Below are 19,393 nucleotides of genomic sequence, written 5' to 3' on the forward strand. Positions count from 1 at the left end.
GTAGTTATCAATCCAAAACAAAAAGAAAGGAAGAAACAATTATGAAGAAATTACTATCTATATTATGTACCGGATTACTGCTATGTGGCGCAGGTCTCACTTCCTGTGAGAACTATGATGATCCGGTGACGGGAAATGCTTATGGCAATAATTCGATCCCGGAAGGACGTACGATTTCAATAGCGGCATTGAAAGAGAAATACAATGATTTCATCGATACAAGCAAAGATACTTATACGACTATCGAAGGTGAAACACGTATCGAAGGAGTGGTTATTGGTGATGATGAAAGCGGTAATATATACAAGCAACTCGTTATTGGTGACGAGACAGGCGCCATTATTGTAGGAGTGAACACAACAGGCTTGTATGCTTTTTGTCCAGTTGGTCAGAAGGTCGTAATTGATTGTAAAGGCTTACAAATAGGCAGTTACCGTAAACTTGCACAGATCGGAACTATTTATGATGGGAAAGTAGGACGTATGCCCGAATATGTGTGGAAGCAGCGTGTACGTTTGATTAATGAACCGAAACTGTTCTATGATGAATTGAAACCTTTGGAGATTTCTACAGCAGCCGAATTGACTGCAGTGGATATGAAACGTGCTCCATTACTTGTAAAGCTAAAGAATGTGTCTTTCCCTGATGCAAATGGGACTGTAACTTATGCAGCAGAAGAAGATGTGGCTAATCCTAATCTGTCTTTTGTGGAACGTGATATAAATTATGCAGATGGAACAAAAAGCAAAGCAGTTGCCCATACAAGCATCTATGCTAACTTTTCTAATGATGTTCTTCCACAAGGGACTTTAGATGTCACTGGCATACTAACTCGTTACAATACTTCATGGCAGTTGATTATTCGTACTAGTAATGATGTGAAACGTAATAAATAATAAACTAATAATATATAATTATGAAAAAGATTCTAAATGCTTTATTCTTGATGCTGCTTGCAGTGTTTACATTTAGTTCATGTAGTGATGTACCGGCTCCTTATGATATATTGGGAGAAGGTGACGTTCCGGGGTTGTCGGGTGATGGTACAAAAGAGAATCCATATAGTATAGAGGCTGTACAAAAGAAACAAGACGGTACAATTGCTTGGGCAGAAGGATATATTGTAGGTACTATAGAAAATTATCAAGATCCCTCTGGAAGTGCAAAGTTTGCAGCGCCATTTACAGCAAGCAATAATTTATTGATAGCTGCAAGTGCAACAGAAACAAACGTAAAGAATTGCGTTGTTGTACAATTAAGCTCAGGAACAGAATTGCTTACAAAATTGAATCTTGTGAACAATGCTGCTAATTTAGGACATATTCTTGCTATTCAGGGTTCATTGGAAAAGTTCTATGGCTTTCCGGGAGTGAAGAGCACAACTGCGGCAACATTGGATGGTAAAGATGTTGGTGATGGTGGCGACCCGACTCCGGGTGGCAGTACTACGATTACGGAAAATCAACCTTATTCCGTATCATTTGCTTCAGATCTTGCAGGATTTACTGTTGAAAATAAAGTAAGTGAAGGCTTAACTGGAGATGTTTGGTATTATAGTAAAAAATATACTGCTGCTACTTCCAGTTCATACAACGGTACTACAAATGTTCCGGCAGAAGGATGGTTCCTTTCTCCTGTTTTAGATATGACTGCTATCAGTAAAGCTACATTGACATTTGAACATTCTTCTTATAGTGAAGGTAAACCTGAAGAGTTGATGTTAAAGGCTAGAGAGGAAAATGCTTCAAATTGGACTGATTTAGTTATCTCTAATTACTCTAATGGTCGTGATAATCATGTAACTACTACTATTGATCTTACGGCTTATGCTGGAAAGAAAGCACAAATCGCTTTTGTATATAAGAATCTGGCAGGAGGAACAAATAATACATGGTATATTTATAATTTGAAAGTTGCTGCTGGTGAAGGTGGTGGAGAAACTCCGGGAGAAGGTACTGAATTATTGACTAATGGAGGATTTGAAAATTGGGTAGATGGATATCCGACAGGTTGGAAGTCTGTATCTACCGCAGGTAATGCAACTCTTGAACAGTCTACCGATAAGCGCACTGGTACATATTCTGTTTTGGTAAAGGGTGACACGCAAAATAAGCGTCTTGGTAGTGCAGAAATGACATTGAAGGCTGGTACTTATGTGTTCTCTGCTTATTTTAAAGCTGCTACGGCAGATAAGGCTAGCGCTCGTTTGGGGTATGTTCCAATTGATGATGCAGGTGTTGCTGGAAACTATGAATATGATGCTGAATATGTAAATGATATAGCTAATACAGACTGGGTTACAAAAAGTTATACGTTTACTTTAACAGAGGAAAAAAAGATATGTTTGGTTGTAATGAATTCTAAAAACCCAGGAAAAGACTTGTTGATAGATGATGCAAGTTTGAAAACTGAAGATGGTGGAATCGTTGGCGGTGGAGAGGTGCCAGAACCTGATCCAGATCCTGCGCTAGATCCATACGAAAGTAATATCGCTATGCCTACTACTTCTGACTCTAAAGTTGATTTTTATTATAATTGCACTGTAAATACCTTTGCTAGTTTAAAATTGGGGAAAAGTGGTGTTGCTGGAACCTGGACGTCCGAAGTTTTAGGAGCTGTAAAGACAAAATTGTCTTTTTATTCTGTTGCTTGGACTGGTAAGAATGATACAAGTCTAACTGTAGAAATTATAGGTGGAGGTACTTTTGAAGGTGGTGAGGTTTCAAAGACGGTGAGTTTGACGGCGAATACGGGTTTCTCAGGTTCGGGAAGTGCTTTTACAATTGTGCCTGTTGTTGATACAGACTATCACGAATATACTTTAATTGGTACTACGGCTAATTCTAAGATTAAGTTTTCGACTGATAAAGAACGTGGAGCAGTCTTTGGCGTTAAGGTAAAGTAATAATACTAGGCTAGTATAGCAAAATATCTCAAAGAGGGAATGTTTTTTCTCTTTGAGATATTTTTTTCTTTTCCTTTTATATAGGAATATGTATCGTAGATTATCATAAGAATTGAAATATGAAATATTTTAAAAAATATCTGTTATTGAGTCTATTATGTATAAGCTTCTATGCTTGTGATAAAGGCGAGAATGACGACTCCAATAATTTTGCCACCGGCATCGTAGAACTTCCAGCTCTCCGCAATGGTGCAAACGATGTATTCATAACCCACTCTACTACTTTCAATGGGCAGAAAGTAACCTCTTTCAGTATGGAATACGATAAGAGTAAGAAACATTCCCGTTGGATTGCCTTTCGATTTGACAATCAAACAAAACAGCAAAATGTATCACGTAGTGATGAGCCTTTTGATGCTGATCCTGCTATCGGCTCACAATACCAACGTGTGCAAGCAGATTTTGGAAAACAAGGTTATGATAGAGGGCATCTTTGTGCCTCTGCCGACAGACTTTATTCACGTGAGGTGAATGAACAGACCTTCTATTACACGAATATGAGTCCTCAACGGAATAAATTTAATACAGGTATATGGTTGACTTTGGAGGGACAGGTGCAATCATGGGGACGTAGCTGTACATCTTCAGATACTTTATATGTGGTAAAAGGAGGAACGATTGATAAGGAAGATCAGATCAGAGGATATATCAGTAACGACCTTAGCAAACCCATTCCTAAATATTATTATATGGCTTTGCTGTTTAAAAAAGGAGATTCATTCAAAGCGATCGCTTTTTGGATGGAGCATACCGACACTCCGAAATCAACAAAGTTAGTTGACTATGCATTGTCAATAGACGAACTGGAAGAAAAAACAGGAATCGATTTCTTTCCGAGTCTAAATGATAATCTGGAAAATGCACTTGAAGCTACTTACTCAACAAAAGCGTGGCCGGGATTGGAATAAGATCCTCCGTTAATGATAACATTTTTTTCAAGGCGGGGTATACTTCAGGATTCTACCACCCATTTTTCGATATTACGGGTTTTCTCACTGAAGTTAATCCCTATCTTGAATAGTTTCCGCCCATCCGCTTCGAAAGGCAGCGCATAGCATTTGTCGTTAATCTGCTGCAAAGCCTCTTCTGCTGTTCCGTTTAGCTTGAATTCCATAATATAAATGAATTTGTCTGTCTGCAGAACGAGATCTATGCGTCCGTTATTGGTGTGGTATTCCACTTTGGTGTAGAAACCAACCAATTTGAAAACAATGAAAAGCACGTTCTCATAATGTAATTCCTGATCTCGGATAACTTCGTAAGTCGTATCGGCGAAGAAACTCTGAAGGCGGCGGAAGAAAGAATCATAGTCTCCGGAACGCACTCCATGGACAAACTTTTGAATCTCAAACGGGGATTCTGTCTTATTCACATTCGCATAAAAAGGAAGCAGAAAACGAATAAAGCCTTCTTCTACTTCACGATTGGGGAAACCTAAACGATATATCCCAAATTCTCCATCATACCCTTTGATAGTGAGATATCCGCTTTGATAAATCACCGGGATCGGATTGGTTGATTCGGAGTCGATGCTGTTCAATACTTGCGCATCGGTTTCTTCGTGTGCCATCCGTTCCAGATCATAATGATGCTTTTTCAGTAATTTCACCAGATAGGTAGGTGTACCCGTCTCAAACCAATAACTACCGAATTCTTTATATTTGAAAGCATTAAGCAGACTAAACGGATTATATATGCCGATAGAATTATGTGTAAAATGATAGCCGTCATAATATTCTTTTAGTTTTGTACAGAGCTTGTCATACGACAAACCTTGCGTCTCTGCAAACTCATGAAGTTCGACATCTAAGTTCTCATGAAGCTCCTGATCGCTGACACCACAGATTTCAACATAATCTTTTCTCATCGATATGTCATCCAAATTATTCAAGTCGCTAAACACACTGACTTTGCCGAACTTGGTAACACCGGTCAAGAATGCAAACTTTATATAGCCATCCATTGTTTTGAGTGCTCCGTAGAAAGGTTTTAAGGTATCCCGGAATTGCTTTTGCAATTCTTCATTTCCGATGGCTTGTAACATGGGCTTGTCATATTCATCTACCAAAATAACTACACGCTGCCCTGCCTGTTTGCAGGCGCGTTCTATGATGCCGGCAAAACGCAGGGAAAATGAGCGCTCGGATGGCTCGGCACCATAGAGCTTTTCCCACGCAGTCAACGATTTTTCGAGTATATTATCCAGACTTTCCGGTACATCATATTTTTCGATATTAAGGTCCAGATGTAATATCGGATATTTAATCCAGTCTTTTTCCAGCTTTTCTACAGCCAGCCCTGCAAACAGTTCTTTTTTTCCTTGAAAATAGGCTTCCATAGTAGAGATGAGCAGGCTTTTCCCGAAGCGGCGTGGGCGGCTTAAGAAATAGTAACTACCGGTTTTTATCATTTGATACATTAATGCCGTTTTATCAATATAGAAATAACCGTCATTACGAATCTTTTCGAAATTCTGTATGCCAATGGGATAAATTTTAGTGCTCATATACTCCGGTTTTATAAATCAATTACACAAAGGTAATAAATTTCCGGGTACTTCATCGCTTTTAAAAAGAGGAAAGTATAAGTATGATTGCTTTTAACCGAATGAAGTGTAGAAAACAGTACGTACTGTTTGAAGTCTATATTTTAATGCCTATATTTGTCTACATTTCATTTATATAAGATAGGCATTATGGATACTACTTTCAGAATATACCCGATAGGGATACAGAATTTTGAAGACTTACGTAATAATAACAACGTCTATGTGGATAAGACGGAGTTGATTTATCGTTTGGCTAATACCAATAAGGTTTATTTTTTGAGTCGTCCCCGTCGTTTCGGAAAAAGTTTGCTGGTGTCCACTCTTGATGCTTATTTTCGGGGGAAGAAGGAGTTGTTTCAAGGTTTGGCAATGGAGCGTTTGGAGAAAGAGTGGAATGCCTATCCGGTGTTGCATCTTGATTTCAGCATGACGAAGTATACGGCACTTTCTGACCTTGTGGGGCAGTTGAACTTGAATCTGTATGATTGGGAAAAACTCTATGGGAAGGAAGAAGTGGAAGATACACCGGCAGAACGTTTCCGGGGAGTGATTCGTCGTGCTTATGAACGGACGGGCAAACCGGTAGTAGTACTTATTGACGAATACGATGCTCCCTTATTAGACAGTAACCATTTGCCGGAACTACAAAATGAACTTCGTGAAGAAATGCGGAAATTCTTCAGTCCCTTGAAAGCGCAAGGAGAATATCTTCGGTTTCTTTTCCTGACAGGTATCAGTAAGTTCAGTCAAATGAGTATTTTCAGTGAATTGAATAATTTGCAGAATATCAGTATGAGAGACGATTATAGTGCTATCTGTGGTATAACCGAACGGGAATTACGTACACAATTGAAAACTGATATTGAAATGATGGCGCAGGCTAATAATGAAACCTACGAGGAGGCTTGTACGCATCTAAAACAACAATATGACGGATATCATTTTAGTAAAAACTGTGAAGATATTTACAATCCATTCAGTCTGTTCAATGCATTTGCTCAAAAGAATTATGCCAATTTCTGGTTTTCTACCGGGACGCCTACTTTCCTGATAAATATATTGCAGCAGAGTAATTTCGACATTCGCGAGTTGGATGGTGCTATGGCTACTGCAGAGCAGTTTGATGCACCAACAAGTGTTATTACCGATCCTCTTCCTGTACTTTATCAGAGTGGCTATCTTACCATCAAGGGATATGATCCGGAGTTTCAACTCTACACACTGGCTTATCCTAACAAAGAAGTGCGGAAAGGATTCATAGAATCTCTTATGCCCGCTTATGTACATTTACCTGCTCGTGAAAATACCTTCTATGTCGTCTCTTTTATCAAGGATTTGCGTGCCAGAAAACTGACCGAATGTCTGGAACGAATCAGATCTTTCTTTGCTTCGATTCCCAATGATTTGGAAAATAAGCAGGAAAAACATTATCAGACAATCTTCTATTTGCTGTTCCGTTTGATGGGGCAGTATGTAGATGCAGAGGTAAAGAGCGCAATCGGACGGGCGGGCGTAGTAGTAAAGATGCAAGATACCATTTATGTCTTTGAATTTAAGATAGATGGAACACCGGAGGAAGCTTTGGAACAGATAAACAATAAAGGATATGCTATTCCTTATCAGCCCGATCATCGGAAAGTGGTAAAAATAGGAGTTAACTTCGATACTGCGACAAGAAGCATTGGTGATTGGAAAATCGTAGAGGAAGTATAATTCTTTCTCTCCCTGTTGATTTCGTCAATTCCTCTTTCAACCTATCACCATCGTTCTGAAACTCTTTATTCATCGTGTTTACAGAGCGGTGATAGGTCATCCCTAACCTATCACCGTATCTTTCACCTATCACCTGAACGAAGAGGTGTATAATTATTCTCTTTTCGGCTTGATTCGGACTACTTTATAAACATTCCCGCGCTTGGTATGTATAGAAGGCACTTGATTCTTTTGTAATATTCTCCCGAATTGAATAATATTGCAATCGGATATATGAATTCTACTGTCGTGCTGCACCTGTTCCAGTATCTCAATAGCAAGAAGTAACTCATATTCTTCCGCCTCTTCTTTAGCAGCCCGGAAAAATTGGTGGAATAACTGCTCCGCAATGGGGATCACTTGAAATTCCTGATTGGCTTCGGTCATAACCTTTTCATCTTCAGTGTCGAACCAGTAACGTTCTCCCCTGTAAATATCGTGCATTGCTTGTGCATAAAGTTGTTCGTAATCAATCGGAGAACAGTCAATCGGGGCGGTCACATTGATAACAATGTAACGTCGGCTTCCGGAGGTGTCAGTCAGTAAGTCCTTGTGGTTGCTTGTTCCTATAAATGAAGCGTAACGGCGCATCTCTTGTGTGGCTGTGCCATGGGGCCGACGGATATTAACTACAGGCTTTTGCAGGATATGCTTCAGGAAAGCCTGTTGACTCACTCTGTTTTGATCGAACTCGTCCATGTTAATGAGCGCGAAACGATTTAGAGCCAGTTCGGCATCCCTTTTGTTACTGAAATCAATGCGGTCGGTATAGTATATCTGTAATTCCGGTGGCAACAAACTCCGGCAGAAAGTCGATTTTCGATAGGCTTGCGGCCCAACTAATAATGGCACTGTACAGTTGGCATACTTGCGATCGGTGTGACGCCAGTGTTCCACCATATTTAGAAACCAACGGTAAAATAAATTCGGCCAGTGAATGTTGTTGCAAGGAACACGGGAAGCCAGTTCACGAATCCGGTCGCGCCCGTCCCAACGGATATCTACTCCGAAAAGAAAATCCTCAATAGGGCTGAATATCGGAATACGGTCGGAATCGAGGTAACGGATCACGTCCCGGTCCCATAGGTTGAGGCCTTCCAGGCGTGCGTTCATGGCAATACTGTTGCGTATACGGTTGGTGATGGGGCGGAAACAAAAACAAAAGGTGTTCCGTTCGCGATATTCCGTAACAGTCGTCATTGTGTTGTAACGAAATTCGTATCGGCGTTGCATAAACTCTTCTGTTCGGAATTCCAATTCTTGCTCTGTCGATAAAGGTGATTTTTGTCCGAATCCTTTTGCTCTTGTGTATACGTTTTGTATGTTTTGCCGGATAAGAAATTCTTTCTTCTTGGTATAGAAATGAGCGATTGCCCAACGGGCTGTTTCTTCTTCCGGTATGCCTGCCTGAAAACAGTTTTCCGCCAGGTGGACCAATAATGGCTTGAGATCTTCGTCGGAATGTAGGTGTATGTTGGGGTGAAGTTCGCTTAATGAATGGTAAGCCTTGTTCAGGGCTGCTTCGAAGAGTGCGGACAAAGTTTCAAAGCTGTCATAACCGGGAATCAGCCGTTTGAAAGGAGATGTTTCTGCTTGTACGGATTCTTTGTAGGTTGTGTCCGATGGCATTTCCAGTGGCTGACGCATATAAATGACGGTGGAGTCGGGATTATAGTAAAGTTCCGGATCACACGTTTGCCGGCAGAATTGCTCCAATGTCGGGTTTTTCAGTTCAATGGAGTAGGAGAGTGCCGGTTGATAAAGGCTGACGGCTTTTCTGTAGGCGTGAGCTTGGAATATTTCTGCTTCTTCCCGGTCTTTGGGAAGTGATTTGTCCGGGCGGGTGAAGCGTAGCCATATTTTTACGGAATGACCGCTGGAACCCATAAAAGCGGCAAAAGTCTGTGTAAGTTCTGCTGCCTCTTGTTTGATACGGTTTACTTCCGTCCGGTTTGCCAGATGATTCACTTCTATTTGTACAATGCCGTTATATCCGGTCATTTGTGCGCCATTTGTTGTTTTGCGGAAGTTAGCCGCAGGGATAACTTTGGGTAGTTTTTGAACTGCTTCCAGTTTACTGTCCGGTGAGGCATAACGTATGCTTGTCCGTAGATTACTTATCGGGCGGGCTTTCGTTTCATGCTTCATCGCTTCTATTTGTAGGTTTATGTCCAACGTCCGCATGGTTGATGTTCCGTCGTTGTCCCGCATCAAAGTAAGTTTCATGTTAAAAGTGATTATTGTTTATGCTTTTTATTAAAGGCTCATAAAGGTAGGCTTTATTATCCGGTCTGCCAAGCTATATCGTACTTATTTATTGTTTATTTTATGGGGGATTCTGTTCTTTTATGTGGTCACAAAATTCTATTGTGGAAAGAGTTAATCGCATTAATATACTAAAAGGAAGAATGCCACATTACGGGATAAAAAATATTTCATGCCTCAAAACACTTGGTTTCAAGGCGGGAAACTCTTATCCCCCGCCTTGAAACTTTAGTTCCACCATGGAGAAACTTTGGTTTCATCGGTAGGAAACTAAAGTTCCCTAGCCTTTGAAACTAAAGTTTCGTACCGGGAAAATAAGTGTTTCAAGCCTTGGAAATAAGAGTATCGTATGCTGAAACAAGAATTACCCCTTATTAAAACGACTGTTTGCTATCTGCTTTTTCAAAAAATAGGCGGTGAGAGGTGATAGATGAGGTGATAGGTTAATAACAACCTGTCACCATGCTGAAAGTATTATAAATAGGGAGTTTCAGGAAGTCGGTGATAGGTTGAAAGAGGATTTTCATTTTTATATGTGAGAGAGCTTGCTGGATATACATAACTTCCTGCATTTATTTCCATATTTCCACTGCATTTAAAAAAATATATATATCTTTGTCATACGCTTTCTGCTCATCAGCGTGATGAAACTAGCAGGAGGCGGTATATGTTACTAAATGGAATATGTAATGTATTGTCTCTCCCACTCGAAACTTAGCAATTTCATATAGAGGAGAGATGATTCAACAGATATTCCACGCTGGCGGCTTTATAATCAACATATCCGTTAAAGATGTGTTATATATAAACGATTGGCGTGGGTGTCTGTTGTTATCATTGTCTTTCTATAGGGTATGCTAAGACCTCGAGTGGAGATAATGGTGCAACAGCATTCACGTCTTTCTTGTATCCGGTCGGTTTCAGCAATCCTTTGAATCTATAACCAATTCCCCACCCGTCGGAAATAAAGAGAACGTGGATGCCCGTTGTGTCACATAAACAAAATAATATTCAATCTTTATTGTGGAACACATTAAAACAAGAGCATTATGTCGAAATGGATTAGCGTAGAAGAAGCGGCGGCCAAGTATGGAATTAACAAAGAAGTTATCTGGCTTTGGGCGGAGATGAAAAGATTTCCTATGTCGTATGAAGAAGGGATCACTGTTGTGGATGAAGAAAGTGTTGAAGGATTCCTGTTTCAGAATAAAGACCGAATTACAGCCGAGTATATCGATACATTGGAAGAACTGTGTATTGAAAAGGCAAATATCTGTAATTTATATGCTGAAATTATCGGTTGTCAGGATAAAGAACTCTTGTGTCAAAGGGAACAAATTGCCCGGATAAGCGAGATATTATCGGCCATGGAAAGGCAAGACGTCCGGCTCCGGGATTGTAAGAAAGTACTCACGAAATATGAACAAGAATTCGATGGCTGCTGGATTGGAAGAGTCTGCGCTAACTTGAGGCGTCTGAAACGACTGATACAACGGTATATATCATCTTTATTTCATTTCAAATAAAGAAGATTTGTTACCCTTAAACGGGAATGTTTAAATATACTAGAAATATACTGTAATAAGATATTTTATCCATTCGTTTTATATTCTTAACTCCGAAAAATTCGTAAGCGTAGATAAACCAATTACTTTTGGCCTCTGAATTTGCATCATTTTTGAATATACCACGTATAATAAACATAAGCTAAATATTTCTAGTCATGAAACACAGACTGTTACTACTATTGCTATTCGTGTTCGCTACATCTATGACTGGGTGGGCACAAAAATCCACGGCTCCTTCTTATACTATCAAAGGAGTACTTCTTGATTCTTTAACACAAGAAGGAGAACCGTATGCCACGATTAAGATAACTCCCAAAAATGCTCCGGATAAAGCTGTAAAGATGGCGGTCACAGGGGCGAATGGTAAATTTCAGGAAAAACTGAATGTTGCTGCAGGTAGTTATATAATCACGATTTCTTCCATTGGCAAGTCGCCTATAGTAAAAGAATTCACTTTAAAACCTTCGGTCAGGGAGATTGATTTGGGAACGATGATTTCTTCAGAAGCCAATAATGTGCTGAAAGGAGTGGAGGTTGTTGCACAGAAACCTTTGGTAAAGGTAGATGTGGATAAGATTGAATATAATATTGAAGATGATCCGGATTCAAAATCAAACAGTATATTGGAGATGCTTCGGAAAGTTCCTCTGGTCACGGTGGATGGAGAAGACAATGTACAAGTGAACGGCAGTAGCAGTTTTAAGATTCATGTGAATGGAAAGCCCAACAATATGATGAGCAATAATCCGAAGGAAGTGCTGAAAAGTATGCCGGCGAATACGATTAAATATATTGAGGTGATTACTTCACCGGGAGCTAAATATGATGCGGAAGGTATCGGAGGTATTCTGAATATCGTCACAGTGGGTACCGGATTTGAAGGATATACGGCTACTTTCAGAGGAAATGCCAGCAATAACGGGGTAGGTGCCGGCACTTATGCAATGGTAAAACAGGGCAAACTGACGGTTTCTGCCAACTACAACTATAATTATAATAATAGTCCGCGCAGCTATTCCGACAGTTACCGGGAGAATTATGAACCTGATAAGGAGAATGAAAAGTTCCTGGAGTCGGAAAGCAGTTCCAAATCGAAGGGTAATTTCCAATATGGCAATTTGGAAGCCAGTTACGAGATTGATACGTTGAGGCTGCTGACTGTGGCTTTCGGAATGTATGGTAGCAATGACAAGAGTAACAGTGACGGAAATACGATTATGCACGGAGCCGACCGCCAGAATTTTGCATATCGCTATCGAACGGACAATCACGGAAAAGGATCATGGTATTCCATCAACGGAAATATAGACTATCAACGTACTTCCCGAAAGAACAAAGAACGGATGATTACCCTTTCTTATAAGATCAACTCTCAACCCCAAACGAATGATTCCTATAATACTTATCTGGACATCGAGCCTGATGAGAATAAACTGGATATCATCAAAGAACTGTCATTGAAGAATTTCCATTCGGACGGAAAGACGAATACGATGGAACAAACCTTCCAGGTGGACTATACCACTCCGATTGGAAAGTTGCATACGATTGAGACGGGTGCCAAATATATTTTCCGGCGCAACTCCAGTGATAATCGGTTTTATGAAGCCGAAGGGGAAAGCGAAAACTATGCATATAATGAGAAACGCAGCAGCGAGTACCGCCATCTGAATCATATCATTTCCGCTTATGCCGGATATACGCTGAAATATAAGGATTTTACTTTCAAACCGGGACTTCGTTATGAGCAAACCATACAGGAAGTGAAGTATCTGGTCGGTGCAGGCGAGAATTTTAACTCTAACTTTAGCGATCTGGTTCCTTCCGTCTCTTTGGGAATAAAACTAGGCAAGACGCAAAACCTCCGCGGTGGATATAATATGCGCATCTGGCGTCCGGGCATTTGGAACTTGAATCCTTATTTTGATAATCAGAATCCAATGTTTATCAATCAGGGAAATCCGAACCTGAAGAGTGAAAAGAGCCATTCGTTTGATTTGTCTTACAGCAGTTTCACGGCCAAGTTCAACATCAACCTCTCTTTGCGCCATTCTTTCAATAACAATGGAATTGAAAGAGTCAGTCGCTTAATAACCGATAAAGACGGAGAAATATTTGAAGGTGGTCATAAAGCTCCTTATGGTGCTTTGTATAGCACGTATGATAATATCGGTAAAAGCCGGGAAACAGGATTGAATTTTTATTTGAACTGGAATGCTTCTCCCAAAACGAGGATTTATATCAATGGGCGTGGAAATTACAGTGATTTGCGGAGTCCTGCTCAAGAGTTGCATAATTATGGATGGAATGCTTCTGCGTATGGAGGAATTCAGCAGACTTTACCGGGAAAAGTCCGTTTGAGCTTGAACGGAGGTGGAAGTACACCGCGTATCAGTTTGCAGGGAAGGGGTTCGGGATATAATTATTATAGCTTGGGATTGAGTCGTTCTTTCCTGAAAGAGGAACGTCTTTCTTTGAATATTTATTGTAGCAATATCGTAGAGAAATACAGAACTTACAATAATCACACGGAAGGAGTCAACTTTATCTCGAAAAGTTCGAGCAAGTATCCAAGCCGGTATTTCGGCTTTAGCGTCAGCTATCGGATTGGAGAGTTGAAAGCCAGTGTGAAGAAAGCTGCACGCAGCATCGACAATGATGATGTGAAAGGTGGCGGAGGAGGTGGAAACACTGGTGGCGGAGGTGGTCAGTAGACCACTTCCACGCACCGTGGTTCCCACTTATTTCTGTCTCACATCTTGCTTGTTGGTGTTAAAACCAAGTTTGGTCAATCCGGCTTGTACGTCAGGATGGCTCATGAAAAGGTTCCATAACAACCCTGTCCGGTAATTTTCGATCATTACAGCGATAGGTCCCTGATCGATAGCCAGATACCGTTGCGGATACCAATTATCCGTTTCGCTGAAAGCATCATAGAATCCGAAAGGACCGAACACTTTATCTCCCATACCATACAAATGGCGCATTACTTGCATGGAATACTCCGGTGTATAGACAATCGATGAAAGTGCGGCGGTAGGGGAGATGACTCCTTTGTCGTCCTGCTCGTTGGGTGAATGAGCTGCATATCCATCAACGGAGTAGCTGGCAGTCAGTCCCCAACAATCCGGTCCGAAACCTTTGTAATGTTTGGGGTTGCGGATGCAGTAAGCACGGTTGACTAATGTCAGGTTGCGCATTTCGTGGAAGTAGCTGGGGCAGTATTCATCTTTCAATCCCACCGGATCAAGTCCGAGGAAAGAATATTGAGCCCAGAAAAGCGGTCCGGCTTCCGTGCCCTGATAGCGGAGATGCAATTCGATTCCTTCTACTTTATGGGGAGAGACGATGGCTCCGTTCTGTGCCCAACCGTCATGATAAACAGCGGCAGGTACTCCATGTGTAGGAGAAGCGGCGGCAAGAATATACATAATCATACATTCGTTGTAACCGTGTACGGGGAAATCCATTTCCCAGCCATACGTCGGACTCCAATGCCAGTAGAGGACATTTTGCCCGCCTTTCCGGTACCAGTTCCAGTCGACATCCCGCCAAATCCGGTCGATACGTTGAGCGAGTGCTTTCTCTTTCTCATTTCCGTTGACGTAATATTGGTGTACGGCAAGCAGACCTTGTATGAGGAAAGCTGTCTCTACCAGGTCGCCTCCATTGTCTTTCTGGCCAAACGGTTTCACCTTTCCGGTGTCACCATACCACCAGTGGGGGTAGGCTCCGTGGAAACGGTCTGCTTTTTCGAGGAAAGAAACGATGCGTTCCATCCGTGCCCGTCCCTCTTCGCGGGTGACGTAGCCGCGGTCGATTCCCGCAAGGATAGCCATGATGCCGAAACCGCTGCCGCCGGAAGTGACTACATTGGCATCGTTTTCAGGATATACGCCGTCCACATGATACCGTTCGGGAGCCAGACCGCTATTCGGTTCGGCACCTTCCCAGAAATAGAGGAAAGTCCGTCGCTGAACGGTGTCCATCAGGGCGTCGTCCGACAGGGAGTCGGTGGCGGCAGTAAGGTTGTCATTCTTGCTTTTCCCTTTACAGCTCTGGAAAGTCAGAGTGATGGCGGATAGAAACAGTAATATGAGCGGAAGTGCGCTCATCGCTGCGATTCTTTTATATTTATTGTTCATAATCAAGGTCATAATTTATTGGATTAGGCACGGATTACACGGATTTCACGGTTTTAGGAATTGTGGTTACATAAAACAACAGCGTAATCCGTGTAATCCGTGCCTAAAAGTTTAGTTCAACGTAAATTTCGCAGTTTTCACATCCCGGCTGTTCGTACCGATCATCACTTCAAAGTCGCCCGGTTCGGCAACCAGTTGCAGGTCATAATTGTAATACCGTAGCATTTCCGGTGCAATCTTGAAACGGACAATCTTCATCTCTCCCGGTTCCAGGAATATTTTCTGGAAGCCTTTCAGCTCTTTGACGGGACGGGTACTGCTGCCTACAACGTCACGGATATAAAGCTGTACGACTTCCGTGCCGGGCCATGTTCCGGTATTGGTAACTTCCACTGCTGCGGTCAATGATCCGGTCATATCCATGCTGGAATGGCTCAAGTCGATGTCACTGTAAGAGAAAGTTGTATAAGAAAGACCGTAACCGAACGGATAAAGCGGATCATTATCCACATCGAGATAGTTACTGCGGAATTTCTCAAACCATTTACCTTCTTTCAAAGGACGTCCGGTATTCTTGTGCGCATAATAAAGAGGTATCTGGCCTACGTTCTTCGGGAAAGTCATAGTCAGTTTACCACCCGGATTGACATAGCCGAAGAGGGCGTCGCCAATGGCATAAGCTGCTTCACTACCTCCAAACCATACATTCAGAATGGCGGGTACATGTTCCTGTTCCCAGCTCAACGTAAGCGGACGGCCTGTAAATAATACCAATACTACCGGTTTGCCTGTCTTTAAAAGCTCTTTCAACAGATTCTGCTGTACATCGGGAATGTTTAAATCCGTGCGGCTGCTACTTTCACCACTCATTTCGGAAGATTCGCCTAAGGCAGCGATGATAATGTCCGACCGGCGGGCTACGTTCAACGCTTCATCCAACAATTGTTGGTCGGTGCGGTTATCGCGGTTCAGGGAACGACCGAACATCGTTGCCCGTTCTTCGTAACTGGCATCACTCATCAAATTACTTCCTTTGGCGTACATGATATTCGCTTTTCCGGCAGTCATCTCTTTTAGTCCTTCCACGAGAGAAGGGCAGCGGTCGAGCACGGCTGCTACGCTCCATGTACCCGGCATATTACTTCGGCTGTTTGCCAACGGACCGATCACTGCAATATTTCCTTTCGGATTGAAAGGCAGTAACGGATTTCCGTTCGGATTACCGTCGGGGCTGTCGTTCTTTAGGAGGACGAAACTTTCTGCTGCAATCCTGCGGGCTGCATCGCGATGCGCTTTGGTAAAGATGTCGCGTGCCGGACGTTTCGGATCGCAATATTTATAAGGATTATCAAATAATCCCAGTTTATATTTGGCTTCCAGAATACGGCGACAAGCAGTATTCAACGTTTCCATAGAGACTTTTCCTTCCTGAACGGATTTCTTCAATGTTCCAACAAAACCTTCGCTTACCATATCCATATCCACTCCGGCATTGATGGCACGGGCCGATACCGTTTGAAGATCACCGATACCATGATCGATCATTTCTGAAATACCCGTATAATCGGTTACCACAAAACCGTTGAATCCCCACTGTCCGCGGAGAATGTCTGTCATCAACCATTTGTTGGCAGTGGCCGGAATACCATCCACTTCATTAAAAGAAGCCATTACGCTACCTACACCTGCTTCAACGGCTGCTTCATACGGCAGCATATAATCATTGAACATCCGCTGACGGCTCATATCTACGGTGTTATAGTCACGTCCTGCTTCTCCCGCACCATATAGTGCAAAGTGTTTTACACAAGCCATGATTTCATCATTCCGTTCCATGTTATTCCCCTGATAGCCGCGCACCATCGCTTCGGCAATCATGGCTCCGAGAAACGGGTCTTCACCGTTACCTTCGGACACACGTCCCCAACGAGGGTCGCGTGAAATATCCACCATCGGGCTGAAAGTCCATGAGATACCGTCGGCACTGGCCTCTACGGCTGCAATGCGGGCAGATTCCTCTATGGCAGTCATATCCCAGGTGCAAGACAATCCGAGTGGGATGGGGAACATCGTTTCGTATCCGTGAATAACGTCCATACCGAACAGTAATGGAATTCCTAAACGGGATTCTTCCACAGCCTGCTTTTGTACTTCACGTATTTTCTCCACTCCTTTCAGGTTGAACAGTCCTCCCACTTCGCCTTTTTTGATTTTAGCGGCAATATCGCTGCTTTTGGCTTGTCCCGTAGTAATCTCTCCGGTGACGGGAAGGTTCAACTGTCCGATCTTTTCTTCCAAAGTCATTTTGTTCATCAATACGTCGATGAAGCGATCCATATCCTGTGGCGACTTCTGTGCCGATGCGGTCAGAAAACCTGCGGCAAACAACAGGATGGATAGACTTAACTTTTTGTATATCATGCTATTATTCCTACTTTTATATCCATTACTCTAAAGTCCTCCCTATATGTTGAATGTCCGGCACCGAGGAGGACATCGTTCGACACCGAGAAACAGTAGTTTCGGCACCGAGGAAACAACCGTTCGGCACCGAGAAACTTTTTTATTGATAGTCGGGGTTCTGTACCAGTACTCCTTTAGACTTGTCAATCTCTGTTTGAGGCAATGGCAGTAATGCGTTTTTGTCCTGATAATTTGTTTTACCGGCTGCGTGCAGTACTTCCTTTGCAATACCCCAACGAACAAGATCGTAGAAACGGTCGAATTCCATTCCCAGTTCCACACGGCGTTCGTGGCGGATGGCATCACGCAATTCTCCCTGGTCGGTGGTCGTTACTTTAGGCAATATATTGGTATTGGTACCTCTGGCACGTGCGCGGACCTGTTCCAAATAGTCGATTGCTTCACCCGGGATTCCTTTTTCGTTGGCTGATTCAGCTCCCATCAATAATACATCAGCGTAGCGAATCAAGCGAATGTTTACCCAGAAGCCCTTGTTGGTGTATTCTTTACGCAAAGCCGGATCGGTATATGCTTTCTTATTGAAGTAAGCACCTATTGCCGGAGAAACCGGAGATTCGCCATAAGGCTCATTGGTGTTTTCCGGGGTGATAGGATCATCATCCGAGTGGCGGAAATAGAGTAGGGTGGCATTCTTACGCGGGTCACCTTGTTCATAAGCCTGTGCCATATATTCTGTTGCCATGTGCCATCCCCAGCCTAAGTCCCATTTACCAGCTCCGCGAATGCCTTGTACTTCGCAGAATTGGCTACCGATAATATCACTTTGGGGAAGAGCGGCAGTAGCTGTACATTGCAGTTCGAATATGGAACCGCCGTTGTTTTCGCCGTCGTCCGTGAATATCTCGTCGTAGGGAGTCTTCAGGTTGTACAATCCTTTTTTAATAACGTCGGTAGAGGCCGTGTACATATTGTTCCAATCGTTGCGCATCATATAAGTACGCGCGTGTAAAGAACGGGCGGCTCCCCAAGTCAAGCGTCCGGTGTATTCGGTGCTCCATGTTTCCGGCAATGACTCTTCCGCTGTTTTCAGGTCGTTGTCTATCTGCTCGTAGATTTTATCCACCGTTGTTTTCGGGATATTGGCTTCCGAAGCATCGTTGATTTTATAAGTTACCAGAGGTACTTCACCGAAGGCTCTTACCAAATTGAAGTAGCAATAGGCGCGGAAGAAAGAAGCCTCTCCTTTATTGATAATGTCTTCAGCCTCTGTCTGTCCGGCTGTTTCTTTATCTGCGATGGCGGTAAGTATGTCATTGCATTGGTAGATGATGGCATAATTTTTCCCCCAATAAGCACCCAGCAAACCGTTGGTCGGTGTGTACAGGAAGTCGTCGTACATTTCGGCTACATCAGAACCGTCACTGGAAATACTTCCTTTTTCCGAATCTTCGGAACGGAAACAGTGGATGGCAAGTGCAGGAGGTCCGGCGGTGACATCATAATTACGCATCATCGTATAGACGTTGTAAATCTTACCGTTGACCAGTGCGTTCGGATTATCATCTTCCGTGAACTGTCCTTGTGGACTACGGTCCAGGAAGTCACTACAACCACCTAGAAATAAGGTCGTTGAAGTGATAAGGGTTGCAAATATATATTTATTCAGTTTCATATAATGATAGTTTTAAAGATTAAAGTGGTGTCCCGCATGGAAAACTGGCAGTGA

The 19,393-nt window shown here is 42.5% G+C and carries 11 protein-coding genes; 6 read left to right on the forward strand and 5 right to left on the reverse strand.

What is annotated here, in order from left to right; genetic code table 11:
* The first annotated feature begins 41 nt into the window (after positions 1 to 41).
* From DXB58_RS19095 to DXB58_RS19105, 3 genes are all read left to right on the forward strand, one after another.
* Positions 42 to 896 carry a DUF5689 domain-containing protein gene (locus DXB58_RS19095; RefSeq protein ID WP_122137902.1) on the forward strand — a complete coding sequence of 285 codons (855 nt, stop codon included), beginning with the start codon at positions 42 to 44 and terminating at the stop codon, positions 894 to 896.
* Positions 897 to 916: 20 nt separating this feature from the next.
* Positions 917 to 2,905, forward strand: a complete 1,989-nt coding sequence (locus DXB58_RS27975) for a DUF6359 domain-containing protein (protein ID WP_199487991.1) — start codon at positions 917 to 919, stop codon at positions 2,903 to 2,905.
* A 119-nt stretch (positions 2,906 to 3,024) separates the two neighbouring features.
* On the forward strand, positions 3,025 to 3,873 hold the full coding sequence (locus tag DXB58_RS19105) for a DNA/RNA non-specific endonuclease (protein WP_122137903.1): 849 nt from the start codon (positions 3,025 to 3,027) through the stop codon (positions 3,871 to 3,873).
* A gap of 44 nt (positions 3,874 to 3,917) precedes the next feature.
* Here DXB58_RS19105 and DXB58_RS19110 read toward each other — a convergent pair whose 3' ends face one another.
* Positions 3,918 to 5,471: an ATP-binding protein gene (locus tag DXB58_RS19110; RefSeq protein ID WP_122137904.1), complete on the reverse strand. Its 1,554-nt coding sequence runs from the start codon at positions 5,469 to 5,471 to the stop codon at positions 3,918 to 3,920.
* A gap of 189 nt (positions 5,472 to 5,660) precedes the next feature.
* Between DXB58_RS19110 and DXB58_RS19115 the strand changes: the two genes are divergently transcribed.
* Positions 5,661 to 7,226 (forward strand): ATP-binding protein, encoded by a 1,566-nt coding sequence (locus tag DXB58_RS19115; RefSeq protein WP_122137905.1) that lies wholly within the window; start codon positions 5,661 to 5,663, stop codon positions 7,224 to 7,226.
* A gap of 153 nt (positions 7,227 to 7,379) precedes the next feature.
* On the opposite strand, the gene DXB58_RS19120 is transcribed toward DXB58_RS19115, so the two are convergent.
* Entirely contained in the window at positions 7,380 to 9,491 is a 2,112-nt protein-coding gene (locus DXB58_RS19120) for a BT4734/BF3469 family protein (protein WP_122137906.1), read from the reverse strand.
* A gap of 1,088 nt (positions 9,492 to 10,579) precedes the next feature.
* Between DXB58_RS19120 and DXB58_RS19130 the strand changes: the two genes are divergently transcribed.
* The gene (locus DXB58_RS19130; RefSeq protein WP_122137907.1) at positions 10,580 to 11,056 is read left to right on the forward strand and encodes a hypothetical protein; all 477 of its coding nucleotides are present in this window, start codon (positions 10,580 to 10,582) and stop codon (positions 11,054 to 11,056) included.
* 197 nt (positions 11,057 to 11,253) lie between these two features.
* A complete protein-coding gene (locus DXB58_RS19135) occupies positions 11,254 to 13,812 on the forward strand; it encodes an outer membrane beta-barrel family protein (protein WP_122137908.1) in 2,559 nt (852 codons plus the stop codon).
* 27 nt (positions 13,813 to 13,839) lie between these two features.
* Here the strand turns inward: DXB58_RS19135 and DXB58_RS19140 are convergent, their stop codons facing one another.
* The 3 genes from DXB58_RS19140 to DXB58_RS19150 all read right to left on the reverse strand — a co-directional run bounded on the left by DXB58_RS19140 (position 13,840) and on the right by DXB58_RS19150 (position 19,339).
* Positions 13,840 to 15,243, reverse strand: a complete 1,404-nt coding sequence (locus DXB58_RS19140; protein WP_122137946.1) for a glucoamylase family protein — start codon at positions 15,241 to 15,243, stop codon at positions 13,840 to 13,842.
* Between the two features lie 111 nt (positions 15,244 to 15,354).
* Positions 15,355 to 17,664 (reverse strand): beta-glucosidase BglX, encoded by a 2,310-nt coding sequence (bglX, locus tag DXB58_RS19145; protein WP_122137909.1) that lies wholly within the window; start codon positions 17,662 to 17,664, stop codon positions 15,355 to 15,357.
* 142 nt (positions 17,665 to 17,806) lie between these two features.
* Positions 17,807 to 19,339, reverse strand: a complete 1,533-nt coding sequence (locus DXB58_RS19150; RefSeq protein WP_122137910.1) for a RagB/SusD family nutrient uptake outer membrane protein — start codon at positions 19,337 to 19,339, stop codon at positions 17,807 to 17,809.
* Between the last annotated feature and the right edge of the window lie 54 nt (positions 19,340 to 19,393).

It is taken from the genome of Bacteroides sp. OM05-10AA (assembly GCF_003439055.1).
Lineage (GTDB): Bacteria > Bacteroidota > Bacteroidia > Bacteroidales > Bacteroidaceae > Bacteroides > Bacteroides intestinigallinarum.